Source organism: Clostridium budayi, assembly GCF_055396605.1.
This window is the reverse complement of sequence record NZ_AP042456.1, coordinates 508,745-534,501: the sequence shown is the minus strand read 5'-3', so window position 1 is coordinate 534,501 and position 25,757 is coordinate 508,745. Positions and strand designations below refer to the sequence as shown.

Annotated in this window: 22 protein-coding genes, 1 CRISPR repeat array and 1 other annotated feature; of the genes, 5 read left to right on the top strand and 17 right to left on the bottom strand. The window is 27.0% G+C overall.

What is annotated here, in order from left to right; all coding sequences use genetic code 11:
- Positions 1-80: 80 nt before the first annotated feature.
- From gloA to htpG, 7 genes are all read right to left on the bottom strand, one after another.
- Positions 81-461: a lactoylglutathione lyase gene (gene gloA / locus ACZ5TJ_RS02510; RefSeq protein ID WP_045724893.1), complete on the bottom strand. Its 381-nt coding sequence runs from the start codon at positions 459-461 to the stop codon at positions 81-83.
- 198 nt (positions 462-659) lie between these two features.
- Positions 660-2,807 carry an SH3 domain-containing protein gene (locus ACZ5TJ_RS02505; RefSeq protein WP_464201071.1) on the bottom strand — a complete coding sequence of 716 codons (2,148 nt, stop codon included), beginning with the start codon at positions 2,805-2,807 and terminating at the stop codon, positions 660-662.
- A 197-nt stretch (positions 2,808-3,004) separates the two neighbouring features.
- Positions 3,005-4,540, bottom strand: a complete 1,536-nt coding sequence (yjeM, locus tag ACZ5TJ_RS02500; protein WP_464201069.1) for a glutamate/gamma-aminobutyrate family transporter YjeM — start codon at positions 4,538-4,540, stop codon at positions 3,005-3,007.
- Between the two features lie 249 nt (positions 4,541-4,789).
- Positions 4,790-4,939 (bottom strand): hypothetical protein, encoded by a 150-nt coding sequence (locus ACZ5TJ_RS02495; protein WP_464201067.1) that lies wholly within the window; start codon positions 4,937-4,939, stop codon positions 4,790-4,792.
- 104 nt (positions 4,940-5,043) lie between these two features.
- Positions 5,044-6,354, bottom strand: a complete 1,311-nt coding sequence (locus tag ACZ5TJ_RS02490; protein ID WP_464201066.1) for a M20/M25/M40 family metallo-hydrolase — start codon at positions 6,352-6,354, stop codon at positions 5,044-5,046.
- Positions 6,355-6,374: 20 nt separating this feature from the next.
- Positions 6,375-7,757 carry a dihydropyrimidinase gene (gene hydA / locus ACZ5TJ_RS02485; RefSeq protein ID WP_464201065.1) on the bottom strand — a complete coding sequence of 461 codons (1,383 nt, stop codon included), beginning with the start codon at positions 7,755-7,757 and terminating at the stop codon, positions 6,375-6,377.
- A gap of 302 nt (positions 7,758-8,059) precedes the next feature.
- Entirely contained in the window at positions 8,060-9,937 is a 1,878-nt protein-coding gene (gene htpG, locus ACZ5TJ_RS02480) for a molecular chaperone HtpG (RefSeq protein WP_464201063.1), read from the bottom strand.
- A 213-nt stretch (positions 9,938-10,150) separates the two neighbouring features.
- On the opposite strand from htpG, the gene ACZ5TJ_RS02475 reads away from it, so the two are divergent.
- The 5 genes from ACZ5TJ_RS02475 to pgtP all read left to right on the top strand — a co-directional run bounded on the left by ACZ5TJ_RS02475 (position 10,151) and on the right by pgtP (position 15,491).
- Entirely contained in the window at positions 10,151-10,819 is a 669-nt protein-coding gene (locus ACZ5TJ_RS02475) for a response regulator transcription factor (protein WP_464201062.1), read from the top strand.
- On the top strand, positions 10,809-12,197 hold the full coding sequence (locus tag ACZ5TJ_RS02470) for an ATP-binding protein (RefSeq protein WP_464201060.1): 1,389 nt from the start codon (positions 10,809-10,811) through the stop codon (positions 12,195-12,197). Before ACZ5TJ_RS02475 ends, ACZ5TJ_RS02470 begins: the two co-directional genes overlap by 11 nt.
- Before the next feature lie 31 nt (positions 12,198-12,228).
- Entirely contained in the window at positions 12,229-13,017 is a 789-nt protein-coding gene (locus ACZ5TJ_RS02465) for a DUF3919 family protein (RefSeq protein WP_464201058.1), read from the top strand.
- Complete coding sequence (locus tag ACZ5TJ_RS02460) at positions 12,998-14,026, top strand: ABC transporter substrate-binding protein (RefSeq protein ID WP_464201056.1); 1,029 nt, start codon at positions 12,998-13,000, stop codon at positions 14,024-14,026. The genes ACZ5TJ_RS02465 and ACZ5TJ_RS02460 overlap by 20 nt, the downstream gene beginning before the upstream one ends.
- 139 nt (positions 14,027-14,165) lie before the next feature.
- The gene (gene pgtP, locus ACZ5TJ_RS02455; RefSeq protein WP_464201054.1) at positions 14,166-15,491 is read left to right on the top strand and encodes a phosphoglycerate transporter protein PgtP; all 1,326 of its coding nucleotides are present in this window, start codon (positions 14,166-14,168) and stop codon (positions 15,489-15,491) included.
- Positions 15,492-15,590: 99 nt separating this feature from the next.
- Here the strand turns inward: pgtP and ACZ5TJ_RS02450 are convergent, their stop codons facing one another.
- From ACZ5TJ_RS02450 to cas4, 10 genes are all read right to left on the bottom strand, one after another.
- On the bottom strand, positions 15,591-16,052 hold the full coding sequence (locus ACZ5TJ_RS02450) for a staygreen family protein (RefSeq protein WP_464201053.1): 462 nt from the start codon (positions 16,050-16,052) through the stop codon (positions 15,591-15,593).
- Entirely contained in the window at positions 16,039-16,584 is a 546-nt protein-coding gene (locus ACZ5TJ_RS02445) for a ferritin family protein (RefSeq protein ID WP_464201051.1), read from the bottom strand. Before ACZ5TJ_RS02445 ends, ACZ5TJ_RS02450 begins: the two co-directional genes overlap by 14 nt.
- Before the next feature lie 129 nt (positions 16,585-16,713).
- A complete protein-coding gene (locus ACZ5TJ_RS02440) occupies positions 16,714-16,983 on the bottom strand; it encodes a hypothetical protein (RefSeq protein WP_464201049.1) in 270 nt (89 codons plus the stop codon).
- Positions 16,949-18,304, bottom strand: a complete 1,356-nt coding sequence (gene brnQ, locus ACZ5TJ_RS02435; RefSeq protein WP_464201048.1) for a branched-chain amino acid transport system II carrier protein — start codon at positions 18,302-18,304, stop codon at positions 16,949-16,951. The genes ACZ5TJ_RS02440 and brnQ overlap by 35 nt, the downstream gene beginning before the upstream one ends.
- Positions 18,305-18,422: 118 nt before the next feature.
- Positions 18,423-18,675, bottom strand: a binding site (T-box leader).
- A 104-nt stretch (positions 18,676-18,779) separates the two neighbouring features.
- Positions 18,780-18,935: a hypothetical protein gene (locus tag ACZ5TJ_RS02430; RefSeq protein ID WP_338627098.1), complete on the bottom strand. Its 156-nt coding sequence runs from the start codon at positions 18,933-18,935 to the stop codon at positions 18,780-18,782.
- Positions 18,936-19,338: 403 nt separating this feature from the next.
- Entirely contained in the window at positions 19,339-20,544 is a 1,206-nt protein-coding gene (locus ACZ5TJ_RS02425) for an ABC transporter permease (RefSeq protein WP_464201046.1), read from the bottom strand.
- Between the two features lies 1 nt (position 20,545).
- On the bottom strand, positions 20,546-21,436 hold the full coding sequence (locus tag ACZ5TJ_RS02420) for an ABC transporter ATP-binding protein (protein ID WP_464201045.1): 891 nt from the start codon (positions 21,434-21,436) through the stop codon (positions 20,546-20,548).
- A gap of 267 nt (positions 21,437-21,703) precedes the next feature.
- Positions 21,704-23,775: a CRISPR direct-repeat array (repeat unit 29 nt; unit sequence ATTTACATTCCTCATAGTTAATCTAAAAC).
- Positions 23,776-23,967: 192 nt separating this feature from the next.
- Positions 23,968-24,231 carry a CRISPR-associated endonuclease Cas2 gene (gene cas2 / locus ACZ5TJ_RS02415; protein WP_464201044.1) on the bottom strand — a complete coding sequence of 88 codons (264 nt, stop codon included), beginning with the start codon at positions 24,229-24,231 and terminating at the stop codon, positions 23,968-23,970.
- 1 nt (position 24,232) lies between these two features.
- Positions 24,233-25,216 carry a type I-B CRISPR-associated endonuclease Cas1b gene (gene cas1b, locus ACZ5TJ_RS02410; protein WP_464201042.1) on the bottom strand — a complete coding sequence of 328 codons (984 nt, stop codon included), beginning with the start codon at positions 25,214-25,216 and terminating at the stop codon, positions 24,233-24,235.
- A 1-nt stretch (position 25,217) separates the two neighbouring features.
- The gene (gene cas4, locus ACZ5TJ_RS02405; protein WP_464201041.1) at positions 25,218-25,739 is read right to left on the bottom strand and encodes a CRISPR-associated protein Cas4; all 522 of its coding nucleotides are present in this window, start codon (positions 25,737-25,739) and stop codon (positions 25,218-25,220) included.
- Between the last annotated feature and the right edge of the window lie 18 nt (positions 25,740-25,757).

Here is a 25,757-nt window from a genome sequence, read left to right as displayed (position 1 = left end):
ACAAGTCCTAGACTAACTTCTAGGGCTTGTTCTCTAAATTCTATATTAAATTCAAATTATTTTTTCCTTAACTTAACAAACTATAATCTTATAACCTCTACCATATATCCATCTGGATCTGTTACAAAATAATACTTAGGAGCTTCTCCTGGCAATCCTTTTAAATCTGTTACTTTATAACCTAATGCTTTATGTTTTTCTCTCATTTCTTCTAAGTTCTCTACTCCAATTGCAGTATGACTGAATCCATTTCCTAATTCATAAGGTTTTTCTACATCATAATTATAAGTAAGTTCTAACTCATATCCACCTTCCTTATCTGATAAATAAACTAAAGTAAATTTATGCTCTGGAAAGTCTTTTCTTCTAGTTTCAATAAGACCTAATGCTTCCTTATAAAATTTTAATGATTCATCTAAATCCTTTACTCTTATACAAGTGTGTAACATTTTTACTGACATATTCTCATACCTCCAAACTTTATAATACTATTATTACTATATATTAAAAACATTTATTATTTCAAGTAACTACTTTTTTAATTAAGTTTTCTTTTAAATCTATAAAAATTAAGCATATACACTCTAAAGAAAAATATAAATTATATTCAAAAGAGGTTGTACACTAATTTTTTAGTGCTACAACCCCTTCTCTATATATTAAACTCTACTTACGTAGTCTCCAGAAACCCATCCTGTATGTCCGGCATAATTAACTCTATACCATCCATTTGATTCTTTAAGCATTTTAACTACAGTTTTATTAGGAATAACTGTTATAGTTCTAGAATGTGTATTTTTATCACTTCTCATTCTTAATCCTGAATTTGCATTTATTCTTAATTCATTCTTTGAAATATTTGAACTTTTATTTGATCCATTTGTTACTGATACGTAATCTTTTGATACATATCCAGTTCTTCCTTTATAGTCTATTCTATAGAAGTTTCCTTTTTCTCCTGTTATAGTTACTTTAGCATTTCTTCCTAATGATCCTATTACGCTATTTCTAACTGATGCATCACTTCTTACATTTAATGAATTATTAACTCTAACTATACCTGTTCTCTTAGTATTATTGCTTACTTTTGTAGAGTTTTGAGTGTTACCTTTATTATTGCTATTATTTACTCTTCTAGTGCTATTTGAAGCTTTCTTTACTGATACATAATCTTTTGATACGTATCCAGTTCTTCCTTTGTAGTCTATTCTATAGAAGTTTCCTTGTTCTCCTTTAATAGTTACTTTAGCATTTCTTCCTAATGACCCAATTATACTTGTTCTAGTTGAAGCCCCACTTCTTACATTTAAGTATGTGTTAACATTTATAATACCTATTTTTTTGCTGTTATTATTTATATTATTAGTTTTCGGCTTCTCATTAGTAACATTTTGGTATATAGTTTTTGTATCATAACTTACCCTTACGTAATCTTTTGATACATATCCAGTTCTTCCATTGTAATTTATTTTAAAGAAGTTTCCTTCTTCTCCTTTAATAGTTACCTTTGCATTTCTTCCCAATGACCCTATTATACTTGTTCTAGTTGAAGCTCCACTTCTTACGTTTAGATATGTGTGAACATTAATAGTTCCTACCTTCGCCTTTATAACTACAGGTTTTGCCTCTGGTTTAACTGCTGGCTTAGTAGCCGGCTTTGTCTCTGGTTTTATTTCTGGTTTAACTGCTGGTTTTGTTTCTGGTTTTACCTTATCTTTTTCTTTATTTTTAGTGTCATCTTTTTTAACTTCTTGTTTTTCTGTTTTATCTTTATCTTTTTTCTTAACTGGTTTTGTTTCATCTTTAACTACTGCTACATTCTTAATATATCCACTATAAACATATCCACTTTCATCCATGTAGTTAATTCTATAGAAGTCTCCATCTACTCCTGTTATATATACTTTAGTATTATTAGTTAATGTTCCTATAACTTCTGAATTTGTTGATGCAGCACTTCTTACATTTAATGCTGTATTTACTTTAACTACACCAGTTTTTATTACTTTATTTTTTCCTTTAGATACTTCTTTTTTAATATCTTGTCCTAAATACTCATAAAAATGCGTAGTTGCATCTATACCTGGTGCATCATATAATTGTCTTTCATGGTAAGTTGATCCAAATCTTGCTTTTTGGTTATCAACTATATAAGCTACTGTCTTTTCTTTGTTTGCCCATCCCATGAATATATATACGTGAGTTTCTCCAGCAAAACAAATATCTCCTGGTTCTAATTTCTTTAAGTCTTTTACTTTACCCCAATTTCTCTTAACTAACTCTTTTTCTAAATTAGTTGTATATGATATATTTTTTGGAATATCAACTGATACCCTTCTTAACGCTTCTGAAGTGAAAAATACACAATTGTTTCTTGTATCTCCATTATGTAATTCTATTGCTTTTAAATGAACTGATTCTTGGTGATTAGGATCCATCATATAGTTATAAAGATTCTCTTGAAGTTTAGAATGGAATTTTGTTTCTTTAACTTCCTTTACAGTTTCCTTTTTAGGTTCATCTTTAGCTTTAGCTGTATCTTCTTGTCCATCTTTTTTAGTTTTAGTAGTATCTTGTACATCTTTTTTTACTGGTTCTTTTGCTTTTGTAGATGAATCTTTTTCTTCTGTAACTACTTCTTTTTTTGTATCTTTATCCTGACTTTTACTATTTATATCTTGTGTATAATTAGTATCCTTAGAATTATTTCTTGTATCAGCAAAAGTTGATGTTGCTGGTGATAATAATATTGAACCACATATAACACCACTTGCAATTAATACTGCAGCTATCTTCTTACTCTTCATTTGCGTTCCCCCTAATTTTTATCTCTTATGTTAATCTCTATTTAATATTTTAATGTATTTTCCCTTCCAGTAATATTAACATTTTAAGAATATATTGGATATTTATTTAAATTTTATTTACATTTTATAAATTGTGCTAAACTTTATTACATAGAAAAAAGGTTATTTTAAATAACCTTTTTATTTTAATATTTATTCTATTTTTCTATCTCTTCTATTTCTTCTACTTCTTCTATAATTATAGTGTTTTTCTTTTTCTCATATCTATTATAAAGAATTAATGCAATTCCTCCGAATACTATTGGCCCTGCTATTTGGAATATTGTTGCTACATAATCTCCTGAGTCTATTATAGGCTGTATTATTGTAAATATGTTTGCAAAGGTAACCGTTATAACAATAATTGCTGTCCATATTAAAGTTGATTTATTACTCTTATATATTACAAATGGCTTTTCTATATTCTTATTTTTCTTAAATGAAATAAAGGCTAATGCTATAAATATATAAGGTATTGTCATCGCAACATTTCCCATTAGTATTAAATAATTTAAAAACTTAGAAACTGATTCTCCACCAAATGATGTTATTAAAACTATTGCTATTACTATTAAACATTGTATTATCATTGCATTTTTAGGCATATTATTTTTGTCTAATTTAATCCATACTTTAGGCCATATTTCCTTTGGAGTTCCTTCTATAAGTTGTTTTAATGGAGAGTATACTATTGTAACAAAAGCTCCCATTAAAGCTAAGAACATTGAAAGTCCAATAAATCTTGCAAATATGCTATATAGTATATGGCATGTTGATGGATCTAAATGAAGAGCTTGTCCTAATGAGTATCCAAGGTTCCCCATAACTACATATGCTACATTTGCCATATTTACTGTTTTATCATTTAATGTAACATTCCAGTTTGTAAAGAATCCTACGCATAAAATTTCAACAGAATATGCAGTTGCTATAACTATAGCTGAAATTTTAATTCCTTTTGGGAATGTTTTTTCTGCATTTTTTGTTTGATCAACTAATCCACCTATAACTTCTATTCCACCATAAGCAAATATTGCAAATACTAAAAATCCTAATATTCCAAGTGGAGATTGATAAGCTGGGTTTGGTGATTTAGTAAATGCTTCAGCACTAACTGGTGTAGCTAGTTTAAAATGATTTAAAGCAAGTATTACAATTGAAAGTATAAAGAGAATTACATTGGCAAAAGCTGAAAAAGCACCACCTATTGATGTGAATTTAGTAATTTTATTTAGTCCTTTTGATGCTGTAAATGTAATTACTAAAAGTAATATAACTGCAAGTAACGCCATAGTGTGTGGTGCACTCATTCCGAAAATTGATAATGTTGATGTTTTATCTGCTCCAAACACAAGATTAGATAATGGAACCCAAATTGATGAAGATACTGATACCATCCAAATAATATTTGAAGCGTACCACATAAATGTAACTATAAATGCGTATTTAGGTCCTACTGATTTATCCATCCAAGAATAAATCCCACCTTTTTCTTTTCTAAAAGCTGCTCCATATTCAGCCATCATAAATGCATATGGTATAAAAAATGTTACAGCAGATAATATGTACCACGGAATTGCTGAGTAACCCATAAGGTAATATGCTCTTGCTATATTTGTAAAACCAAATACTGATGTAAATATCATTAAAATTAAAGAAATTAAAGTAAGTTTTTGATTATTATTTTCGCTCATAACATTTCCTCCTCATAATTCATCTAATAGTTTATTGCATATTTATTCATATATTTATATTAAAAACGTAAAATAACTACTTTTTTATTTATATTTAATCACACTTTATTCATTTTGATGCATATATATAAGAAAATTTATTGTTAATACACATTACTTTTAAAATGTACATTGTTTATTAACAATAAAAAAATAGGAGCTATTTAAATCAAAATAACTCCTATTTTTTATAATTTATACATTTATGCTTTATGAGTTTTTATTATTAATATTTTTATCTACTTCTTCTAAATAATCCTTTTTAGATACTATATTTTCTTCAAAATCTTTAATGGCATTTTTAGTAAACGTCCCTACTGCTTTAATATTTCTATGTACATCTAAATTTTCTTTTCCCATTAAAATCACCTCACATTTAAGTTACCCAACACCTTTTTAATATATTCTAAAGCAATAAAAATTAAGGGTATTAACTATAAAGTTAATACCCTATTGCATTCTTATTATTTAATATGACATTCATTCTTATCTAAGTCACTAAGAGATAAGAATATACTCACATTACCAGCTAATGCTTTCTCCATAAAATCTAATCTTGCCCTATCGACAGGTCTATGACAATAAAATTCTTGCATTGGAGAATATCCAATAGCAGGCTTTTTATCTCTCCCTGATATAACAGATAAATCTGTTCCAAAGTCCCAATATCCATATTTAACTTCTTGTCCTACATTTTCTAAAGCTTTAGCACAAGCCTTTACAAACTCACTATCCCTATCAATTTTCCAAGCTTCTTTAATGTTTGGAACTTCTACTGTCTTACCTGTATATGTTGTTCTTGGAACTGATGCTACTTGAACCTTAGCTCTAAAATCTTTATCCTCTTTAGAAAGTTCATCAATTATCCCTTGTATTTGATTTACACAGTCTTCATAAGTTTCTCCTGGTACAAATCTTCTATCATAAGTTATATAACATCTATCTGGAACTATACACATAGAACCTGGTGTACAATTAATAATTGTTAGTGCTATACTTGATTTTCCTAAATGTTCATCTTCCTTAGATTCTTTGCTAACAACTTCTTCTATTTTATCTATAAGCTTTGTAGATTTATTAACTGCATTTATTCCAAGCCATGGTGCACTTCCATGTGATGTTACACCACTTACTGTAACTAATAATTCTACACGTCCTCTATGTCCTAAATATAATTTTAAACTAGTTGCTTCACTTGAAACAACACCATCATATTCTATTCCTCTTTCTTTAAATGTATTATCTAAAAGCATTTTCATGCCTAGTTGTTCTGCTGGCTCTTCAAGAACAACACCAGTAAACATATATCTTCCTTTAAATTTATATCCCATTTCCCTAAGCTTTAATAAAATCTTTCCTGAATAAACTTGGCATGCTCCTCCAACTTTAACATCTGCGGCTGCTCTTCCATGTATAACTTCTGTTTCTTCTAGTTTAATTTGGTCTTGATCGAATATCTCGCAGATATCTATTTCTCCTCCATAAGGGTCATATCCACCCCATTCACTTAAATCTCCAGTATCAACATGGTCTAGATGAGAATTATACATTATCGTTCTTCCATCCTCATCTCCATTTATTATTCCAACAACATTACCAAAATCATCTCTAAATACTTCATCATATCCTAAATCTTGCATTTCTTTAATATAAAGGTCAGCAACTCCTTTTTCATCTCCTGAAAGTGCTGGTACCTTTAAAAGTCTCTTTGCAAAATCTACTGTATCTTTGTGTAATTCTTTTGAAATCTTATTTATATCTTCATATATTCCCATAATACTGCCTCCTTAGATTATTATAAAATCATAGGAGAATTTCTCTTAATAAACTCTCCTCTACCTATTTCTCCAACAAACTTTCCGTTTTTTGCAATAATTTCTCCTCTACTTAAAGTTACTTCAGGGAATCCTTTTAATTTAAATCCTTCATAAGGTGTATAATCAACATTTTCATGAAGTATATCTACAGTAACCTCAATTTCTTTATCTGGATCAAATATAACTAAATCAGCATCACTACCAACAGCTATTGTCCCCTTTTTAGGATACATACCATAAATCTTTGCTGCATTTGTTGATGTAACTTCTACAAACTTATTTATATTTATCTCGTTTTTAAGAACACCATAAGTATATAAAAGTGCCATTCTAAGCTCTATTCCAGGTGCTCCATTTGGAATTTTATCAAAAGAATCTTTTCCAAGCTCCTTTTGTTTCATAAAAAATGGGCAATGATCTGTTGCTACAACTTGAAGTGTATTATTTCTTATAGCCTTCCATAAATATTTAAAATTATCTTTACTTCTAAGAGGTGGTGACATTACACATTTTGCTCCTTCGAATCCCTCTTTATAGTATTCATCTTCTGATAATAATAAATATTGAGTACAAGTCTCACCCATTATAGGATATTCCTCTTCTCTAGCTCTAGCTATCTCAAAAACAGCTTCCTTACAAGTATTATGAACAATATATAATGGGGCTTCTGCCATTTTTGCTATATTTATAGCTCTACCTACAGCTTCCCCCTCAACTAAGCTTCCTCTTGATATTGCATGGTACTTTGGTGCTGTTTTTCCTTCTTTTAAAAGTCTCTCAACATTACATTCTATTATATGAAAATTTTCAGCGTGAACGCATGTAAGTCCACCATTTTCACTTACCTTTTTTAATGTCTTAAAAAGTGTTCCATCATCTACCCTCATACCTTTATATGTCATAAATACTTTAAAACTTGGATATCCTTCCTTAATCATAAATGGAATCTCATTTAGAATTTCATCATCTATATGAGTTATATTCATATGAATTCCATAATCAATAACAGCCTTTCCATCTGATTTTTCTCTCCAAATTTCTGCTGTTTCTTTCAAATCTTTATCTTTAGGTTGAACTGCAAAATCTACTATTGTTGTAGTTCCTCCACAAGCTGCTGCTATTGTTCCAGTTTCAAAATTATCACTTGAAAATGTTCCTCCAAAAGGCATATCTAAATGAGTATGTGGATCTATTCCTCCTGGGAATATATATTTACCATTAGCATCAATTATTTTCTCACTCTCCTCTTCTAATGCCATACCAATTTTATTTATTTTTCCATCCTTTATTCCTATGTCACCCTTAAAAATGTCAGTTGCAGTTACGATAGTACCATTTCTAATAATAGTATCAAATTTCATATTCTCTCCTCCCTATTTATTTTGGTGAATCATAGTATGCTTTATTTGTATTATATCACTATATGTAAACATTTTCTTATTGTAAATTAGCACTTTGTCATATAATTAATGACTATAAGTCATTTTGTTCAATATATATTATATTTATATAGTTAAATCTTATTTTATATTACATTTATGTATTAGTTTCATATTTTAATTTATTATATTAAAAGTTAATTTTCATACAAAATAAATAAGAGTTAATTAATAAAATCAATAACACTTTATTAACTAACTCTTTATTTTAAAACTTATATATTTTATTTCATTAACTTACATACATCGTTTGTAAATTCTACTGGATCTTCTATTGGTAATCCTTCAATTAAACGAGCTTGATTATATAATATGTTAGTATATAACTTAGCTGTATCCTTATCTTTTTCATATGAAGCTTTTAATGCTTTAAATACATCACTATGAACATTTACTTCTAAAACTTTTTGAGCCTTAATGTTTTGATCATTGTTTGGCATAGAGTTTAATATCTTCTCCATTTCAATTGAAAGATCACCATCATTAGATAAACATACAGGATAATTTTTTAATCTCTTTGATTCTCTAACATCACTAACTTTACCTTCTAAAGTTTCTTTCATAAAACTAATTACTTCTTTGCTTTCTTCATCTTGTACTTCATCTTTTTCATCTTTATCTTCTAAACCTAAATCTCCACCTGATACTGATCTAAATTCTTTTTCTTCAAATGTAGTAAGCATTTTAATTGCAAATTCATCTACATCATCTGTAAAGTATAATATTTCATAATCTTTATCTAGTATCATTTCAGTTTGTGGCATCTTTTCAATTCTTTCATTTGAATCCCCAACTGCATAATAAATGAACTTTTGATCTTCCTTCATTCTACTAACGTACTCTTCTAAAGTAGTAAGTTTCTTTTCCTTTGATGAGTAGAACATTAATAAATCTTGTAATACATCTTTATTTGCTCCAAAGTCACTATAAACACCGTATTTTAATTGTTTTCCAAATGCTTTAAAGAATTTTTCATACATATCTCTATTATCTTTTAGCATTTTTTTAAGTTCATTTTTAATTTTATTTTTTATATTTTTAGCAATAAATCTTAATTGTCTATCATTTTGAAGTATTTCTCTTGATATATTAAGTGATAAATCTGGAGAGTCCACTACCCCTTTTACAAATCCAAAGTAATCTGGTAAAAGTTCTTGGCATTTCTCCATTATTAATACTCCATTTGAATAAAGTTCTAATCCTTTTTCATAATCTGATGTATAGAAATCATATGGTATTCTTTCTGGAATATATAATATTGCATTGTAGCTTATCATACCATCAACGCTTATATGAATATGCTTTAATGGTTTATCAAATCCAAAATGCTTTTCTAAATAGAAGTTATTATAGTCATCATCAGTAAGTTCCTTTTTATTTTTTCTCCATATAGGAACCATACTGTTTACTGTTTTTTCTTCTATAATATCTTCATATTCATTTTCAGTTCCTTCTTTAAGTTTCTTTTCCATTATATCCATCTTTATTGGATATCTTATAAAATCTGAATATTTCTTTATTAATGATTGTAATTTATATTCATTTAAATATTGATCATAATCTTCATCTTCAGCATTTTCTTTTAAATGTAATGTAACTATTGTTCCATGATCTTCTTTAATAGATTCCTCAATTGTATATCCATCAATTCCATCTGATTCCCACTTATATGCCTTATCGCTTCCAAATTCTTTACTTATAACTGTAACTTTATCAGCAACTAAAAATGCTGAATAGAATCCAACACCAAATTGGCCAATTATGCTGTGATCATCTTCTATTTCTGTATCATTTTTAAACTTAAATGATCCACTCTTTGCTATAACTCCAAGATTATCATCAAGTTCTTCCTTTGACATACCAATACCTGTATCAACTATTGATAATTCTCTATTTTCCTTATCTACATTTATCTTGATGTAATAATCCTCTCTGTTAAATGTAATAGAATCATCTACTAGAGCCTTATAATATATCTTATCTATAGCATCGCTTGCATTAGATATAAGTTCTCTTAAAAATATATCCTTATTAGTGTAGATAGAGTTAATTACAAGATCTAGAAGTCTTTTTGATTCAGCTTTAAATTGTTTCTTTTCCATTTCTCTAATATCTCCCTTCATACAAATTATAATTAAATTTGTTTATTAGCACTCTACCACTTAGAGTGCTAACCCCTAATTTTTATATACCATATTACCAATTTTATGTCAAATATACTTTTAAACCAAATTCTTTTCAATTGTAAACTCTTACATACTTTTGTATAATTAATGTTGTAAATTTAATAATTATTTAACTAAAGGAGAAAAATCTTGAATATTTTAGTAGTTGATGACGAAATTAGTATTTTACAACTTATAAAAATGAATCTTAAGCTTCAAAATTATAATGTTGTTACAGCTACATGCGGAAATGAAGCATTAGAACTTACAATAAAAGAAAAACCAGACATAATAGTACTCGATGCAATGCTTCCCGACATTAGTGGCTTTGAACTTATTCATAAAATTAAATTAATAGATGATATACCAATTATTATGTTAACAGCCAAAGATGATATTAATGATAAATTACTTGGACTACAATTAGGTGCAGAAGATTACATAACTAAGCCATTTAATAGTACAGAGCTACTTTTAAGAATAAAAGTAATATCTAAAAGGATAAAGAAGTTTTCAAAGAAAACTGATAAAACTCTATCACTTGGTAGAATTACTATTATAGCCGATGAAAGAAAAGTTTTAGTTGATAATGAGTATGTTGATTTAACATTTAAAGAATTTGAAGTTTTAAATTGTTTATGTGAAAACAAAGGTATAGTTTTTAGTCGTGAAGACCTTTTAAATAAAGTTTGGGGATATGACTTTGAAGGTACAACTAGAGCTGTTGATATTCTAATTCAAAGACTTAGAAAAAAGTTAGGACCTTGTCAAACTTATATAAAAACTTTATATAAAGCAGGATATAAATTTGATTTATAAAATGCGTCTTACTGTTAAACAGAAAATTATATTAACTAATATAGCTATTTTAGTACCTATTATTGCATTTATATACATAGTAACATTTAATACTCTTTCAAAAAATTTGTTAGATAACTCTCTTCAATATTTACTTAAAGAAAGTACTACTATGAGAGGCTATACTGAAAGTTTATTAGAATCAAATAATAATCCAAATAAAGAGGAAGCTTTTAAATCAATCTCCCCTTTTATTGCAACTAATTTAAGTAATAGGTTTAATATTAGAGTTCAAACTATAAGTAATTCTGGACAAGTATACTATGATTCAAATAAAAATAAAATTAGCTTATATAACAAAGATATTGATAAAGCACTAGAAGGATCTGAATCTTATATTATAAAAAAAGTTAACGGTGTACCTTGCATATTTTTATCTACACCTATATTTTATAAAAACACTAAATGTGGTGTTCTAAGACTAGTTTTATTAAACACATCATCTGTAAATATATTAAATAATACTCTTATGATTATGGTAATTGTAAGTATTGTTGCTATCGGTATTGGAATACTATTAATTCATATTTTTTCAAAAGAACTTGTAAATCCATTACTAACATTAAAAGAAAAATCTAAAAAAATCTCTAATGGAAACTTTGGAGAAAAGGTTTTAATTAATAGTGGTGATGAATTTGAAGATCTAGCTAATACATTTAATGTTATGAGCGAAAATATTGAGAATTACATAGATGAAATTCAAATGGCTAAAACCCGCCAAAAAGGATTTTTTGATAATATATCTCATGAATTTAAAACTCCGCTAACTGCAATTATTGGCTTCTCTGAAATAATACCTAAATTGGATGAAAAGAAAGAAATAATAGAATGCTCTTCGCTTATAGAAAAAGAAGGTAGACGACTTTTAGATTTAGTCCAAGAAATTTTAGTATTATCAAAACTTAATAAAGAAAACTTTTCAATTGAAGCTACTTATATAAATATAAAATCTTTAATTGATGAATGTTTAAATATATTAAATATTAGACTTCATAATTATCATATAAACATAATTAAAGACTATGATAATTTATTTATATATGGAGATTACGATAAAACTAAACAAGTATTCATTAATATAATAGATAATGCTATTAAATATAGTGGATGCGAAAATATAGAAATTAAAGCAAAATCATTAGATGATAAAATTCAAATATCTATTTCTGATGATGGAGTTGGATTTGATTTATTAAATGCAAAAAGTACAAAAGGTAATGGTTTAGGCCTTAATATTTGTAGAGAAATTATCTCTACACAAAAAGGTAGCTTTAATATAGAAAGTACTTTAAATATAGGTACAACAGTAACTATAATTTTCTTTAAAGAAAATATATAGTAGTTGTTAATTTCTATAGAAAGGATATTCTATGAAAAATAATTTTAAAAATATAATTACATTCTACATAATCTTTGTAATAATAATTTTAGTTTTTTACTTTTACTCTACAAAAATTGTATATAATAACTTAAAAGTTATTAATCACTTTGATTCAAGTGATAGTTCACTTGTTACTAAAATTCCAAATAAAATACTTATACATAACGAATACTTAGGTGATATAACTATAAATGATAATTTATTGATGAATGATATATTAAAGTATTTTTCTAATATAACTGTTTATAATTCATCTACACAAAATAAAATCAAAAATAATAATGTAGTGAATTTGTCCGGTAAAATTTTTTATTCAAATGGTAGTACTCAAGATTTTAAAATAAATAACTCATTAACTTTAAATAATAAAAATTATTCAAGTAATTCATATTCAATAAATACTTTAAGAAATACTTTGTTTAGTTGTCTTTATACATATGACAATATAATAAATATACTTAGAAATTCTAAAACCAAAATTGTATATAAAGCTCATAATACTTCTTATACATTAGATTCAAATAAGCGAAATAAATTAATAGCTTCTTTAAAGAAGTTTAAAACTATGGAAGATAATAAAGACTTTTTAGACACTAATTTAAATGAAAAACCAGAAGGTGTATTTAATATTTATATAAACAGTAATAATAGCTTAAATTCTAATAATACAATTTACCTTATAGTTTATAAAAAATATTTAATTGTTCAATACTTAGGCGATGAAAATGGCAAAAATATTTACATAAAAGGTGATCTTAATGAAACATATTTTAAATAAAAAATTATTATTACTTCTTCCATTAGTTATTTTTTTAGTTTTACTATTTTATTTTTACCCTTCTAAGCCAAAGGTTAAATATCCAAACCTTAAAGGTAAACATTTAACTGCTTATGTTGCTTTAAGAGAAGAAGAAGCTAAAGCACTACTTGAAAAATTCAAGAAAGAGACAGGCTGTACTTATGAATACATAAAACTTCCTACTGAAGAGGCAGTTAAAAGAATATTAGATGAAAATGAAAATCCAAGTGGTGATATATTTATAGGTGGTACTTGTGATGCTTACGAATTATTAAAAACAAACGGAGCTTTAGCTAAGTATGAATCTCCTAATGCGAAAAATATACCCTCTGAATATAAGGATTCTTCTAATTACTGGACTGGATTTAAAATTGATACATTAGCTATAGGTATAAATAAAGAGGTCTGGGATAAAGAATTTAAACCTAAAGGTATAAAGCTTCCAACTGATTTTAATGATTTACTAAAAAAGGACTTTAAAAATAAAATAATAATCCCAAGTCCTGAAACATCTGGCACAGGATATACTTTTTTAGCTTCTCTTTATCAAAGGCTTGGTGAAAAAAGTTACAAAGACTTTTTAGATAAATTTAGCAATAATGTTTCTTCCTATACTGTTAGTGGATTTAATTCAATACAGAGAGTTTCTTCAGGAGAATATGCAATTACTATAAACTTTTTAGGTGATCAAATTCTTGAAAGCAAATTCAATCCTAATATAATTAGTATAACTCCTAAAAATACTGGTTGGAATGTTGATTCTGTTGCAGAAATTAAAAATTCTTCAAATAAAGAAGTTGCTGAAGCTTTTATAGATTTTATACTTTCTGATGATATAGCAAATAGTTTACCTAATTATTCTAATTCTATATCTACTAAAAAAAGTAACGACATTACAAATAACATATACCAGCAGTATAGTTTTAAAGATGCTGCTACCGAAAGAAATACCATTATGAAAATGTTTAATGATAGCAATTCAAAATAAATACACAATATTTTTTAAAATCTCTTAAATGTTACATTTATGAAACATTTAAGAGATTTTATTGTATCTTCCTTATTTTATTATATTAATGTAATCGAAAGAAAACGTAATCATAATAAATATTTAAGGAGGACTTATAATGTTTAATTTTTTTAAACCGGCACCTGCAGTAGCTAGATTGCCACAAGAAAAAATACCTTCAGCTTATAGAAATTATCGTATTCGTATGTTTCTTATGATGTATGTTGGTTATGCTGGATATTATTTAGTTAGAAAAAACTTCACAATAGCATCACCATTTTTAATTAATAGTTATAATTTCAGTAAGACTGATATAGGTTTAATAAGTGCTGGACTTGCCATAGCTTATGGTTTAGGTAAGTTCGTTTTAGGAAGCTTAGCTGATAAATCAAATGTTAAGTATTTCTTAGGATTTGGTCTTTTAGCCTCTTCAATAATTAGTATCTTAATGGGCTTTACAAGCGTAGTTTGGATTTTCTTAATCCTTATGATAATAAATGGACTATTCCAAGCAATGGGAGCACCACCATGTTCTATAATAATAGGTAAATGGTTTTCTCAAAATGAGAGAGGACTTAAGATGGGAATATGGAACACTTCACATAATATAGGTGGAGGTCTTATAGCTCCTTTAGCTACTTTAGCTTTATTAATATTTGGTTCAAATAACTTCCAAAGTATTTTCTTTGTACCAGCTGCAGTTTGTATTTTAATTTCAATTTTTGTATTCTTCATTGGAGCTGATACTCCAGAATCAGTTGGATTACCTCCTATTGATGAATATAGAAATGATTATGCTGAAGTTAAAGTTGATACTGACGCTACAAGTTTAAGTACTAAAGAAATAGTTTTAAAATATGTTATTAAAAATAAGTATGTTTGGTACTTATGCTTAGCTAATATCTTTGTTTATTTAATAAGACAAGGTGTTGTTAACTGGATTCCAATATACCTTCAAGAAGCTAAGAGCTTCTCAGTTGCTGATTCAAACTGGGCAATGTTCCTATTTGAATATGCTGCAATACCTGCATCAATATTACTTGGTTGGCTTTCAGACGTATTATTTAAAGGAAAACGTGCTCCTTTAAGTATGATATGTATGATAGGTGTTATATTTGCAATAGTTGCTTATTGGACAACTTCTAACCACCTTATAACTATGATTTCTGTAGCAGTTATTGGATGTTTCATATATGGACCACAATTACTAATTGGTATGAATCTAATAGATATAGTTCCAAACTTTGCAGTTGGTGCAGCTGTTGGATTATCAGGACTTTGTGCATATTTAATTGGTGAAACTTTAGCAGATATCGTTGTTGGATTTATAGCTGATACATTCGGATGGAATGGAGCATTTATATTTATAATATTAGGTGCTATTATGGCTTTAATCCTTTTATCATTAACATTAAACGTAAAAAAAGATAAAAAACAAAATTAATATAAATAAAATTTCCTACGTACAAAACAATTAAACTGACCTAATTATTTAATAAGCCATAATTAAACTTTTATAAGATTAATTATGGCTTTATTATTTTTAAAAATCTGTTTTATACATATTCATATTTCCAAAGTTGCACACTTTATCGTAATGAGGATTATTTGATTTAAAATGTATTAGTACTACTGATTCATCTAATTCTTCATTAATCTTAAAGAATTCTCTGTCACCATATCTTATAGCTTGAAGTGCAAGTGGCATTTCCATCATAAATACTCTATTTCTTACTTTTTCATTGCCAAATATGCCATCTCCATCAATTAATACTTTTCCATATAATATTTTATTTCCATCCTCGTCTTTCCATTCTAAAATTACTTCATCACGAAATTTACAAAACTTATCTTTTGCATATTGTAAACCAATAGTTACAAACAAATCTCCTGTAGTATCGGAATGAGTGAGAGTATATTTTCTTCCTATTACCGGTTCACATTTTGACACACCATCTCTAAATTCAGTAAACACCTTATCTTTATTGAATTCATATTGTCCCATATGTCTTTCTCCCACTCTTATTACTAATTGGGCCATAACTATCTTTATCTAATATAAGAAGCGCTTTTGTTAATTCCTCTGCATGTTCCTTTTCCTCTCGTGAAACATGTCTTACAACATCTATTATTTCCTTATCATCTAAATGTTCTACTAACTCATCATAAAGTAATACAGCTTCAAGTTCTCCCTTTATAGCCAATCTTATATCATCTAACAAATTTCCTTTTAAATTCTTACTTATATGTTCCTTAATTTTTTGTTTAGGGCTGACACTCTCCTCACCTGCAACCTTTTCTTGTGCTTCCTTTTGCTCTGGATCTATTCTTCTTAACTGCTCTAAAAATAAGCCATAATGTTCTTTTTCTTCTTCCATAATATGATGGAAGATATCTTTCACTTCTTTATTATCTGTTTGTCCTATAAAATGACTATAATCATTTATTGCTACAAGTTCTGCTACAAGTCCATCTCTTAAAAGTGACGCATTAGTTTTTAAATCTCCTTGTGGCTGTCTTTCCGTAGTATAACTCATATATTCTCCCCCAAAATTAATTGCTATAATTTAATCTATTATTCTATGCATAGAATTGCTACATATAAAAAACTAGTATACTATTAATCATTAATTTTAATGTATACAAAAAAGGACTAAGATGTTTAATTATCCTTCACCATAATAGAATGAAAAATATAAAAATCCTACTTTAACTATTTTATAATTTCTAAATTCAGTAAAAGTAGTTCTATCTATAGGCGCTGGATTCACTCTAAGAAATTGTGTTTTATCATTTACTAAATCTTTATGCATTGTATCAATTTCTATATCGCTAGTAAAGGCTATTTTAGGGTTTCCAGTTAAAAATAAATGTGTTCTTAATGAAATATTTATACTAATTTTATTTAATAGTGCCTTCTTTTGATATAATAACATCGCTGCTATATGATCTTTCTTTAAATACTTTTAATACAAATCCTAAAACCATACCAAATATAGCAGGTATAATCCATCCAAGTCCTTTATCATAGAAAGGTAGCCAATCAACTAGCTTTGTAAGGAATTGAATATTTAATGCTGTATTACTTAATGCGTAAATTATACTTACTACTGCTGTAAATAAGATTGAAGCTCCGTATATCATCTGATTTTCTTTAAAGAATTTATCAAGCATAGCTAATATGATTAATACAATTGCAACTGGATAAATTGCATCAAGTACTGGAACAGATACACTAAGTATTTTTGTAAGTCCCATATTAGCAAGAACCATACTTGATAATGCTAAAACCCTAACCCAAGTCTTATAGCTTATTTTTTTATTTAAAGTTACAAAATATTGACTACATGAAGTAATTAGTCCAACACAAGTTGTAAGACAAGCTAATGTAAATATTACTGCTAAAAGTATTCCTCCACTATTACCAAAAAGATGCATCATAACATTTGATAATGTTTGAGCACCATTTTCTGTTACTCCAAAAGCTCCACCACTAGAAGCTCCTAAATGAGCTAACATAGAATAAATAACTATTAATAATCCTCCTGCTATCATCCCAGCTTTCACTGAATTTTTAACAATTGCCTTTTCTCCTTTTACGCCCTTAGATTTAATTACAAGAGATATAACAATACCAAAGTTTAATGCAGCAATTGTATCCATAGTCATATATCCATCTAAAAATCCACTTACAAATGGTGAATCTATATAATTTCCAGTTGCATTCCCATAGCTTCCAACTGGATTAAATAAACTTGCAATAAATATTGTTGAAATTAAAATTAATAAAGCTGGAGTTAATACCTTTCCCATACGATCTACTAGTTTAGAAGGTGTTAAGCAAAGCCAATAAGCAACAGCAAAAAATAAGAAAGTATATATAAATAAAGCTACTTCATGTGATATAAATCCCTCTGGCAGAAATGGTCTTACAGCCATTTCAAATGGTAAACTTCCGGCTCTTGGTATACCAAGTCCTGGTCCTATTGAAAGATAAATAAGAATAGTAAATACTGTTGCAAATAAAGGATGTACCCTACTTGCTAATTTGTGTAATCCTGATGATTTTGCTACAGCAATAACTCCTAAGATTGGAAATCCAACTGCTGTAATAAAGAATCCTAATATAGTAACCCACGTAGCATCACCTGCTGATTGTCCTAGAAAAGGTGGGAATATTAAATTTCCTGCTCCAAAAAATAATGAAAATAGCATTAAGCTTACAAGTACTAAATCTTTTTTTGATAAATTGTTCATTTTCTAAACGCCCCCAAATTCTTTTATAATATTAAATCACCTAATCTCTATGTCTCCATCAATAATATCCATAAAAAATGCCCCCTTTTTACATATAAAAAATACCCCGTCCCTAAATATAAGGGACGAGGTTTAATCGCGTTACCACCCTGATTCTATAAATAATTATTTATAGCTCTCATTAATTACGTACTATATAATACGCTTTTCCTATAACGGTGAAAATCCGATAAAGCTTACTAGAATTATATTCGTTCTGCTTTACTTCTCAGAGATGATTTTCAGAAATACATTGAACGTTAGCTTTCAGCATTATGCTAACTCTCTGTGGAACAATTATAAAACTTACTTTTTCTCTTCATAGAATTTAAATACAAAATATTCCATAATTTTATATCTATATTATACCTAATTTTTATGTTTGTCAATTTATATTTAACTGATGGACAAATAATTGAATTTGTCTTTTCTAAGTTTATTTATCAAATAAACCTCCACCATTTCCAGTCTTAATACCTTTTGATGAAGCTTTTCCTATACTCTTTTGAGCTTTCATATTATTCTTAGTGTTAGCCCCTTTACTCTTCTTTTCTTCAATAAGTTTTTTCATCATTTCTATGTTCTTATTCATAATATCTCCCTTTCAAAAAACAATGCTACTCTTTTGCTATTACATATAATATACTATCTATCATTTCTTTTGAAAAGTTGTTTCATCACTATTTATCTAATGTTGTTTCATCATATCCTATAAAAGTTGCTACTGTTACTGCCTTTACTATTTCAAAAATCTTTTTCATAATTACATTCCTCCAATAAATCAAATTTTCATATATTTAAACGTTAATTTTATTTTTATTATTTTTTATAGTTTTTAAGTTCTCCTGACTACATTTATAATTATATATTGAAGTCTAAATATTAAGTATTGATTTACCTTTTAATTAGATTACATTTTTGAAAGATAAAGATAGAAAGTAAAAAGCTAAACAGAAATCTATAAAAGATACTCTGTTTAGCTTTATTTAATTCTTTTATTTACTTTTTAATGCTTTAATTAAAGAAATCTTTCTTCCATAATGAAGAGTTCCTCTTTTGTATAACTTACTACTAACTATACCAACTAAAATAATAAATCCAACATTAATTAAAGTTGTTATTATTATTTCAAATGCACTTACATTAGATAAAATAATTCTTTCAAAAATTAATAGTGGTGATGCGAATGGTATATAACTCATAACTTTTGCAAATGTAGTATCTATATTACCCATACAGTTCATAGCTATTAAGAATACAACAACAAAAATCATAGTTATTCCGCCCATTGCTGAATTTACATCTTGAGGACTAGATGCAAGTGATGCTACTGCTGCATATAACATTGAGAAAGTTAAATATCCAAGTAAGAAATAGAATATAAATGCAATTATTACTCCAAAGTTTAAGTTTAATGCATTTATAGATTCTGTACTTATTCCCGAAGTCTTAAGCATTGCAAATCCAGCACCCAAAATAATTACTATTTGAGTTAATCCAACAGCACAAACCCCTAAAACTTTACCAAAGAATAATTCCATAGGCTTTGCCATAGTTATTAAAGTCTCCATTATTCTATTTGTTTTTTCTTCAATAACAGAATTTGCAACCATAGAACCAAAAGTTAAAGTTATCATATATATACCAAATACAAGAGCATATACAAGTACCATTCTTTCTTTAGAAGAATTACCTTTTTGAATTATTTCAAGCTTTGCAGGCGACATAATACTTGTATATTCTTCTGTAGTTAATTTATATTTTTTCATATTTGAAATTACTTTCATATCATTTAACACTGAAGTAACCTTCTTTTGTAAATCACTTCCTGGTGCTTTATTTACATATAACTTTCCTTCTATTTCACCTTTATTTGAAACTTCTAATAAAGCTACATACTTTGAATCTCCAGACTCTAATTCTTTTTTGACATTTTCAACCTCTTTACTATCTTTTGGAGTAACAAACTTATAACTCTTATCATCTAAATTTTTTATAAATTCATTATTTATTAGATTTAAGTTTCCTGACTCTGTTATCATAATTTCATCAACTGAATCACTTTTAAATAGGTTCATTATTTTATCCATATTAAAGAATCCAGCCATTATAATTAAAGTAATTATAGTTGATATTATAAGACCTTTATTTCTAATAGTTTCTTTATACGTAAATCCAAATACAGTTAAAAATTTCTTCATTCTATTCACCTAACCTTTCAATAAAAATATCATTTAAAGATGGTCTTTCAAAATAGAATCCATCGAAATCTATATTTGAATTAGTAAGCTTTTTAAGTATTTCTTTTCCTCTATTTATATCATTCATATCAATATGGAAAGCTCCATTTATGTATTCATAACAATCAATGTTTTCTTCTTTTAGTATGTTTTCTATATCTTTATTTCCTTCTATAACAAGTCCTTTAATTCCATAATCCTCTTTTATCTTCTTTAGATTTCCTTGAAGAATTGTCTCACCTTTTTTTAGCATTATAATATCATCACAAAACTCTTCTACATCAGACATTCTATGACTACTGAATATTAAAGTCTTTCCTTCTTTTAATAAATCCCTTATAACATTTTTAAATACTTCAACATTTACTGGATCTAGTCCACTAAAAGGTTCATCAAGAATTATTACATCAGGATTATGAATTATTGCTACTATTAATTGTATTTTTTGCTTATTACCTTTTGATAAAGTTTCAACTTTTTTGTTTAAATAATCACTTATTTCAAACTTTTCTAACCAATATTTTATTTTTTCTAATCCATCTTTTTTACTCATTCCATAAAGAGATGTAAAATATAATAATTGATTTTTAACTGTAAATTTTAAATACAGCCCTCTTTCTTCTGGTAAGTATCCGAAAGAATTTTCATTAAAGTTTCTCTTCCTGTCATCAATTAAAACCTCTCCTGTGTCACTCGGAAGTATTCCAAGTAAAACTCTTATTGCAGTTGTTTTACCAGCCCCATTTCTTCCAAGTAACCCTAAAGCTTTTCCACTATTAATAGTGAAATCTAAATTCTTTAAAGCTTGTACTTCTCCAAAGGACTTGCTTATGTTTTTTGCTTCTATTTTCATAATATCCCCCTTTTTTATATTTTTTTAATCCTATTATAGCATATTTAAGTATAATTGTAATTTTATTCATAATAAAATCATTTATCATACTTAATAATGCTTTATTTTAAAATACCTTTTTCTATTGTTATTAAAATTATTCAATATATATAGATATAAAAAGAAGAAGTACTTTATACTTCCTCCCTTTTATCAGATTTGTAGTATTTTATTTGTAGTTAATTTAAAACCTTCTTTTAGTTCTGCTGCTTTTCTTAATACACTATAACTTACATTCCTCATAGTTAATCTAAAACTATTACAAAACTTATACAACAAAGATTATTAAATAGATTTACATTCCTCATAGTTAATCTAAAACTCTTACAATATAATGTATCTGGAGTATTATTAAAATGATTTACATTCCTCATAGTTAATCTAAAACTCAGATAATATATTTAATGAAGTTCCTGTAAGCTAATTTACATTCCTCATAGTTAATCTAAAACGCACATATAACCTCTCTAACTCTATCAATTTTATCATCATTTACATTCCTCATAGTTAATCTAAAACTATGTCTAGCTTTAGCTAATGCAATAACCTTGCAGAAATTTACATTCCTCATAGTTAATCTAAAACCTTATAGAAAGGTTAGTAGAACAGAATTCAAAATTGTTATTTACATTCCTCATAGTTAATCTAAAACGACTACCAGTTGTAAATAATAAAGCAACATTAAAAAGATTTACATTCCTCATAGTTAATCTAAAACCAATGCCAGTTATGACTAAATCAGAAGTTTCAAGAAAATTTACATTCCTCATAGTTAATCTAAAACACCTTAATAAATTAAACTCATCTAAATCTGTTTCTATATTTACATTCCTCATAGTTAATCTAAAACAAGGATCTACAACGGTGGAGAAACATTAAATATATCCATTTACATTCCTCATAGTTAATCTAAAACTCAAAAAAAATTAAAGTATAGATAACTAATTTTATTAATTTACATTCCTCATAGTTAATCTAAAACACAATTCCCCTTATTTCTATGCAAAATTTATTGAATAATTTACATTCCTCATAGTTAATCTAAAACGAATATAGTAGTGAAAAAGATGTTAGCCAAGATCCAATTTACATTCCTCATAGTTAATCTAAAACCTTCTTGTTCTTCAAATATTTTTTTTGCGTCATCTTGATTTACATTCCTCATAGTTAATCTAAAACTTTTAAGTGCTATTAGGAGTTTTATTACTGATTTAATTAATTTACATTCCTCATAGTTAATCTAAAACATCACACTAATATGATTCAGAATCCTTTGAAGTTTTTATTTACATTCCTCATAGTTAATCTAAAACTATTTATCTTCCGAAGCCTGTTCGTGATGTAATTGGATTTACATTCCTCATAGTTAATCTAAAACTTTTGACAAAATATCAGTTGTTAAATTGTTAGATCTATTTACATTCCTCATAGTTAATCTAAAACGTGGTGTATAGAAACTACCAGAATAAGCAAGATTTAGATTTACATTCCTCATAGTTAATCTAAAACGAATAATGATTTATCACTTAACCAATCTTCTGTATCATCATTTACATTCCTCATAGTTAATCTAAAACTGAAACATTAAAAAAGGACAAGCTAGGAGGATTTTAAATTTACATTCCTCATAGTTAATCTAAAACCCGACTGGCGTTCCGCTTAGTAAAATTACGTTGCTATTTACATTCCTCATAGTTAATCTAAAACCAGGATCAAATGCTAAATTTCCATATTTATTAAATATATTTACATTCCTCATAGTTAATCTAAAACTTTAAGAAGTTGTTATAATTCTTATTCTGTTGATAAATTTACATTCCTCATAGTTAATCTAAAACTTGATTTTGTTGGTGCAAATGGTAATAAGAATTGGGTATTTACATTCCTCATAGTTAATCTAAAACTTATTTACTACATCATCAACACTAACACTCGCATCTTTATTTACATTCCTCATAGTTAATCTAAAACTAGATACAGTAAAAACAGGATTTGTTGAGATTAACTGATTTACATTCCTCATAGTTAATCTAAAACGGGTATTACTATATATGTTCAACGTGGATGTTACAAATTTACATTCCTCATAGTTAATCTAAAACAACAAAGCTAGAAATAAGTAACACGATCAAAAGAGCTAATTTACATTCCTCATAGTTAATCTAAAACCCATTTCTTTTTGATTTAGTTGAATCAAGTTTTAGATATTTACATTCCTCATAGTTAATCTAAAACCAGCTCTAGACAGAATATTAAAACAAGTGGGAATAAATTTACATTCCTCATAGTTAATCTAAAACCCCGAATAATTAAATGTAATGAATGGCTTAGTTAAGCCATTTACTATATATTAATTTTATCATATTGGGTATAACTTTGCAGTATAATCCCAGTAATAAAATAGCAATTTAATTACAAATTGCTCTTAAGTCCCTAAATAATTGACTTTATGTTAATACCTAATAAAAATCTATTTACTGCAAAACATAATTTTATATAAAAAGCTCATCATAATTTTTCTCATTACCAATAATATATTTATTAATGTTGTTATTATTTTTAACTTTATAAATATATACTGAATCTTCTACTGAATTTAATATTAAATCAAGTTCTGATAAGCATTTTCTTAATTTCCCATCTGTTATATTGCCTTCAAATACTGAATTTTGTGTCCACGTAAGATACATCTTAAGTTTTTTTCTCACTTTATTAACCCTTTTCTCTCCAACATCATAAGTAACTACAACAAACATATTACCACCACGCCTTTAATGCTTTATATTTTTCATTCTCTACTAAAAATTTTATAATTTTATAGCATTCTAATTTTATAAATCCTCTATACGATACTTTCCTATTTAAACTTCTATGCTTTATAGTAGTCATTAGTTTATTTTCATATTCCCTAATAAACTTCTTTCTACCAACTTCATTTAAATAACATATCCCGTCTTCTATTTTAAAATCATCTAAAGTTATTACTTTTTTATTTATTAATGTAAATATAACAGGATCAACTATAAGTGGCTTAAATATTTCTGCTATATCTAAGCTTAAGGAAAATCTTTTAGTTGAAGGCTCATGGAGATAGCTAATAGTTGGATCTAATTGTGTTTTATAAATCTCTGCAAGTACAGTTGTATACATCATACTATTCCCAAAGGAAATTAATGCATTTATAGGATCTTTTGGAGGTCTCTTTTCTCTTTTATTAAATACAAACTCTTCTTTTAAAAAATAATTTAAAGCTTCATAATAACTTTTTCTTCCTCTTCCCTCTGCACCCATAAGTTCTTCTATATTATTAGAATTATTAACAGCTTCTCTTTCTTTTTTTATATTATCTATTAACTCTATAGGAATTTCATTATGTCTCCTTAGATTTCTTAAAATATGATGAAATGCTGAATCTATAAAAGCCTTTGCAAGTTCTTGTCTTTTTTTCTTATTTGTATAGGCAGCTGCTTGTTTTACTAAAAGTATTCCTGATACATTTTTCTTTCTTGAATAATATGTTCCAGAATAAAAACCATAATAATTATATATATTTATAAGAACTCCATATTTAGATATATAATTTAAAAGCTTAGTATTTAAATCTATTTCTCCAAATAAATGAATTCTTTCTATTTCTTCAATAGGTATAGCTTTTTTATTCTCCTCTGAATCTATAAAATATATTGTATTTTCTTTTCTCTTGAGCCTTCCATTACTGAAAACATAATAATCTCTTCCCATATTAATCTATCTCCCTTACATAACAATACTCATAATAAGCACATCTTTTACAATATGGTAGTTTTAATACTTTAGGTGGATACTCAAGATCTAATACTTCTTTTATACGTATTAATGTATTTTCTATATAAATTCTATCTTCATCTTTAAGTTCTACTTCTATAACTTTTCTTTCTTTTACGTAGTTTAATGTTCCTTTTCTTTTTATTCCGATATTTTCTAAATAATATAAATAGTATAGTAACTGCATTTTATCTGATTCTTTCATTTTACTTGTTATCTTTACTTCACTTACTTTATCCTTATCAATAATATCTACTTTAATCATATTATCAATAAGTTTTTCTTTTTTATTCTCTTTGCTTTTGTAAGAACTTTCGTGTACTACTTTTCCTTGTAATACCCTATCATCTAGATTTTCCATGGAAATTCCTTTTGAGAATAACCAAAGTTTCCTTTTACATATAAAATAATAGTTAAATTTTATTCCTTGAACTTTTAAATCATCAAAATTAAATTCCATCTTATACCCTCCATAATA

Coding starts and splice junctions, on each gene's coding strand:
- brnQ (WP_464201048.1), bottom strand. CDS start 18,304: ATGAACAATTTATCAAAAAAAGATTTAGTACTTGTAAGCTTAATGCTA.
- ACZ5TJ_RS02505 (WP_464201071.1), bottom strand. CDS start 2,807: ATGAAGAGTAAGAAGATAGCTGCAGTATTAATTGCAAGTGGTGTTATA.
- cas4 (WP_464201041.1), bottom strand. CDS start 25,739: ATGGAATTTAATTTTGATGATTTAAAAGTTCAAGGAATAAAATTTAAC.
- pgtP (WP_464201054.1), top strand. CDS start 14,166: ATGTTTAATTTTTTTAAACCGGCACCTGCAGTAGCTAGATTGCCACAA.
- ACZ5TJ_RS02420 (WP_464201045.1), bottom strand. CDS start 21,436: ATGAAAATAGAAGCAAAAAACATAAGCAAGTCCTTTGGAGAAGTACAA.
- ACZ5TJ_RS02495 (WP_464201067.1), bottom strand. CDS start 4,939: ATGGGAAAAGAAAATTTAGATGTACATAGAAATATTAAAGCAGTAGGG.
- gloA (WP_045724893.1), bottom strand. CDS start 461: ATGTCAGTAAAAATGTTACACACTTGTATAAGAGTAAAGGATTTAGAT.
- ACZ5TJ_RS02445 (WP_464201051.1), bottom strand. CDS start 16,584: ATGAGTTATACTACGGAAAGACAGCCACAAGGAGATTTAAAAACTAAT.
- ACZ5TJ_RS02440 (WP_464201049.1), bottom strand. CDS start 16,983: ATGTTATTATATCAAAAGAAGGCACTATTAAATAAAATTAGTATAAAT.
- ACZ5TJ_RS02490 (WP_464201066.1), bottom strand. CDS start 6,354: ATGGGAATATATGAAGATATAAATAAGATTTCAAAAGAATTACACAAA.
- ACZ5TJ_RS02430 (WP_338627098.1), bottom strand. CDS start 18,935: ATGAATAAGAACATAGAAATGATGAAAAAACTTATTGAAGAAAAGAAG.
- cas2 (WP_464201044.1), bottom strand. CDS start 24,231: ATGTTTGTTGTAGTTACTTATGATGTTGGAGAGAAAAGGGTTAATAAA.
- cas1b (WP_464201042.1), bottom strand. CDS start 25,216: ATGGGAAGAGATTATTATGTTTTCAGTAATGGAAGGCTCAAGAGAAAA.
- ACZ5TJ_RS02465 (WP_464201058.1), top strand. CDS start 12,229: ATGAAAAATAATTTTAAAAATATAATTACATTCTACATAATCTTTGTA.
- ACZ5TJ_RS02460 (WP_464201056.1), top strand. CDS start 12,998: ATGAAACATATTTTAAATAAAAAATTATTATTACTTCTTCCATTAGTT.
- ACZ5TJ_RS02425 (WP_464201046.1), bottom strand. CDS start 20,544: ATGAAGAAATTTTTAACTGTATTTGGATTTACGTATAAAGAAACTATT.
- yjeM (WP_464201069.1), bottom strand. CDS start 4,540: ATGAGCGAAAATAATAATCAAAAACTTACTTTAATTTCTTTAATTTTA.
- hydA (WP_464201065.1), bottom strand. CDS start 7,757: ATGAAATTTGATACTATTATTAGAAATGGTACTATCGTAACTGCAACT.
- htpG (WP_464201063.1), bottom strand. CDS start 9,937: ATGGAAAAGAAACAATTTAAAGCTGAATCAAAAAGACTTCTAGATCTT.
- ACZ5TJ_RS02450 (WP_464201053.1), bottom strand. CDS start 16,052: ATGGGACAATATGAATTCAATAAAGATAAGGTGTTTACTGAATTTAGA.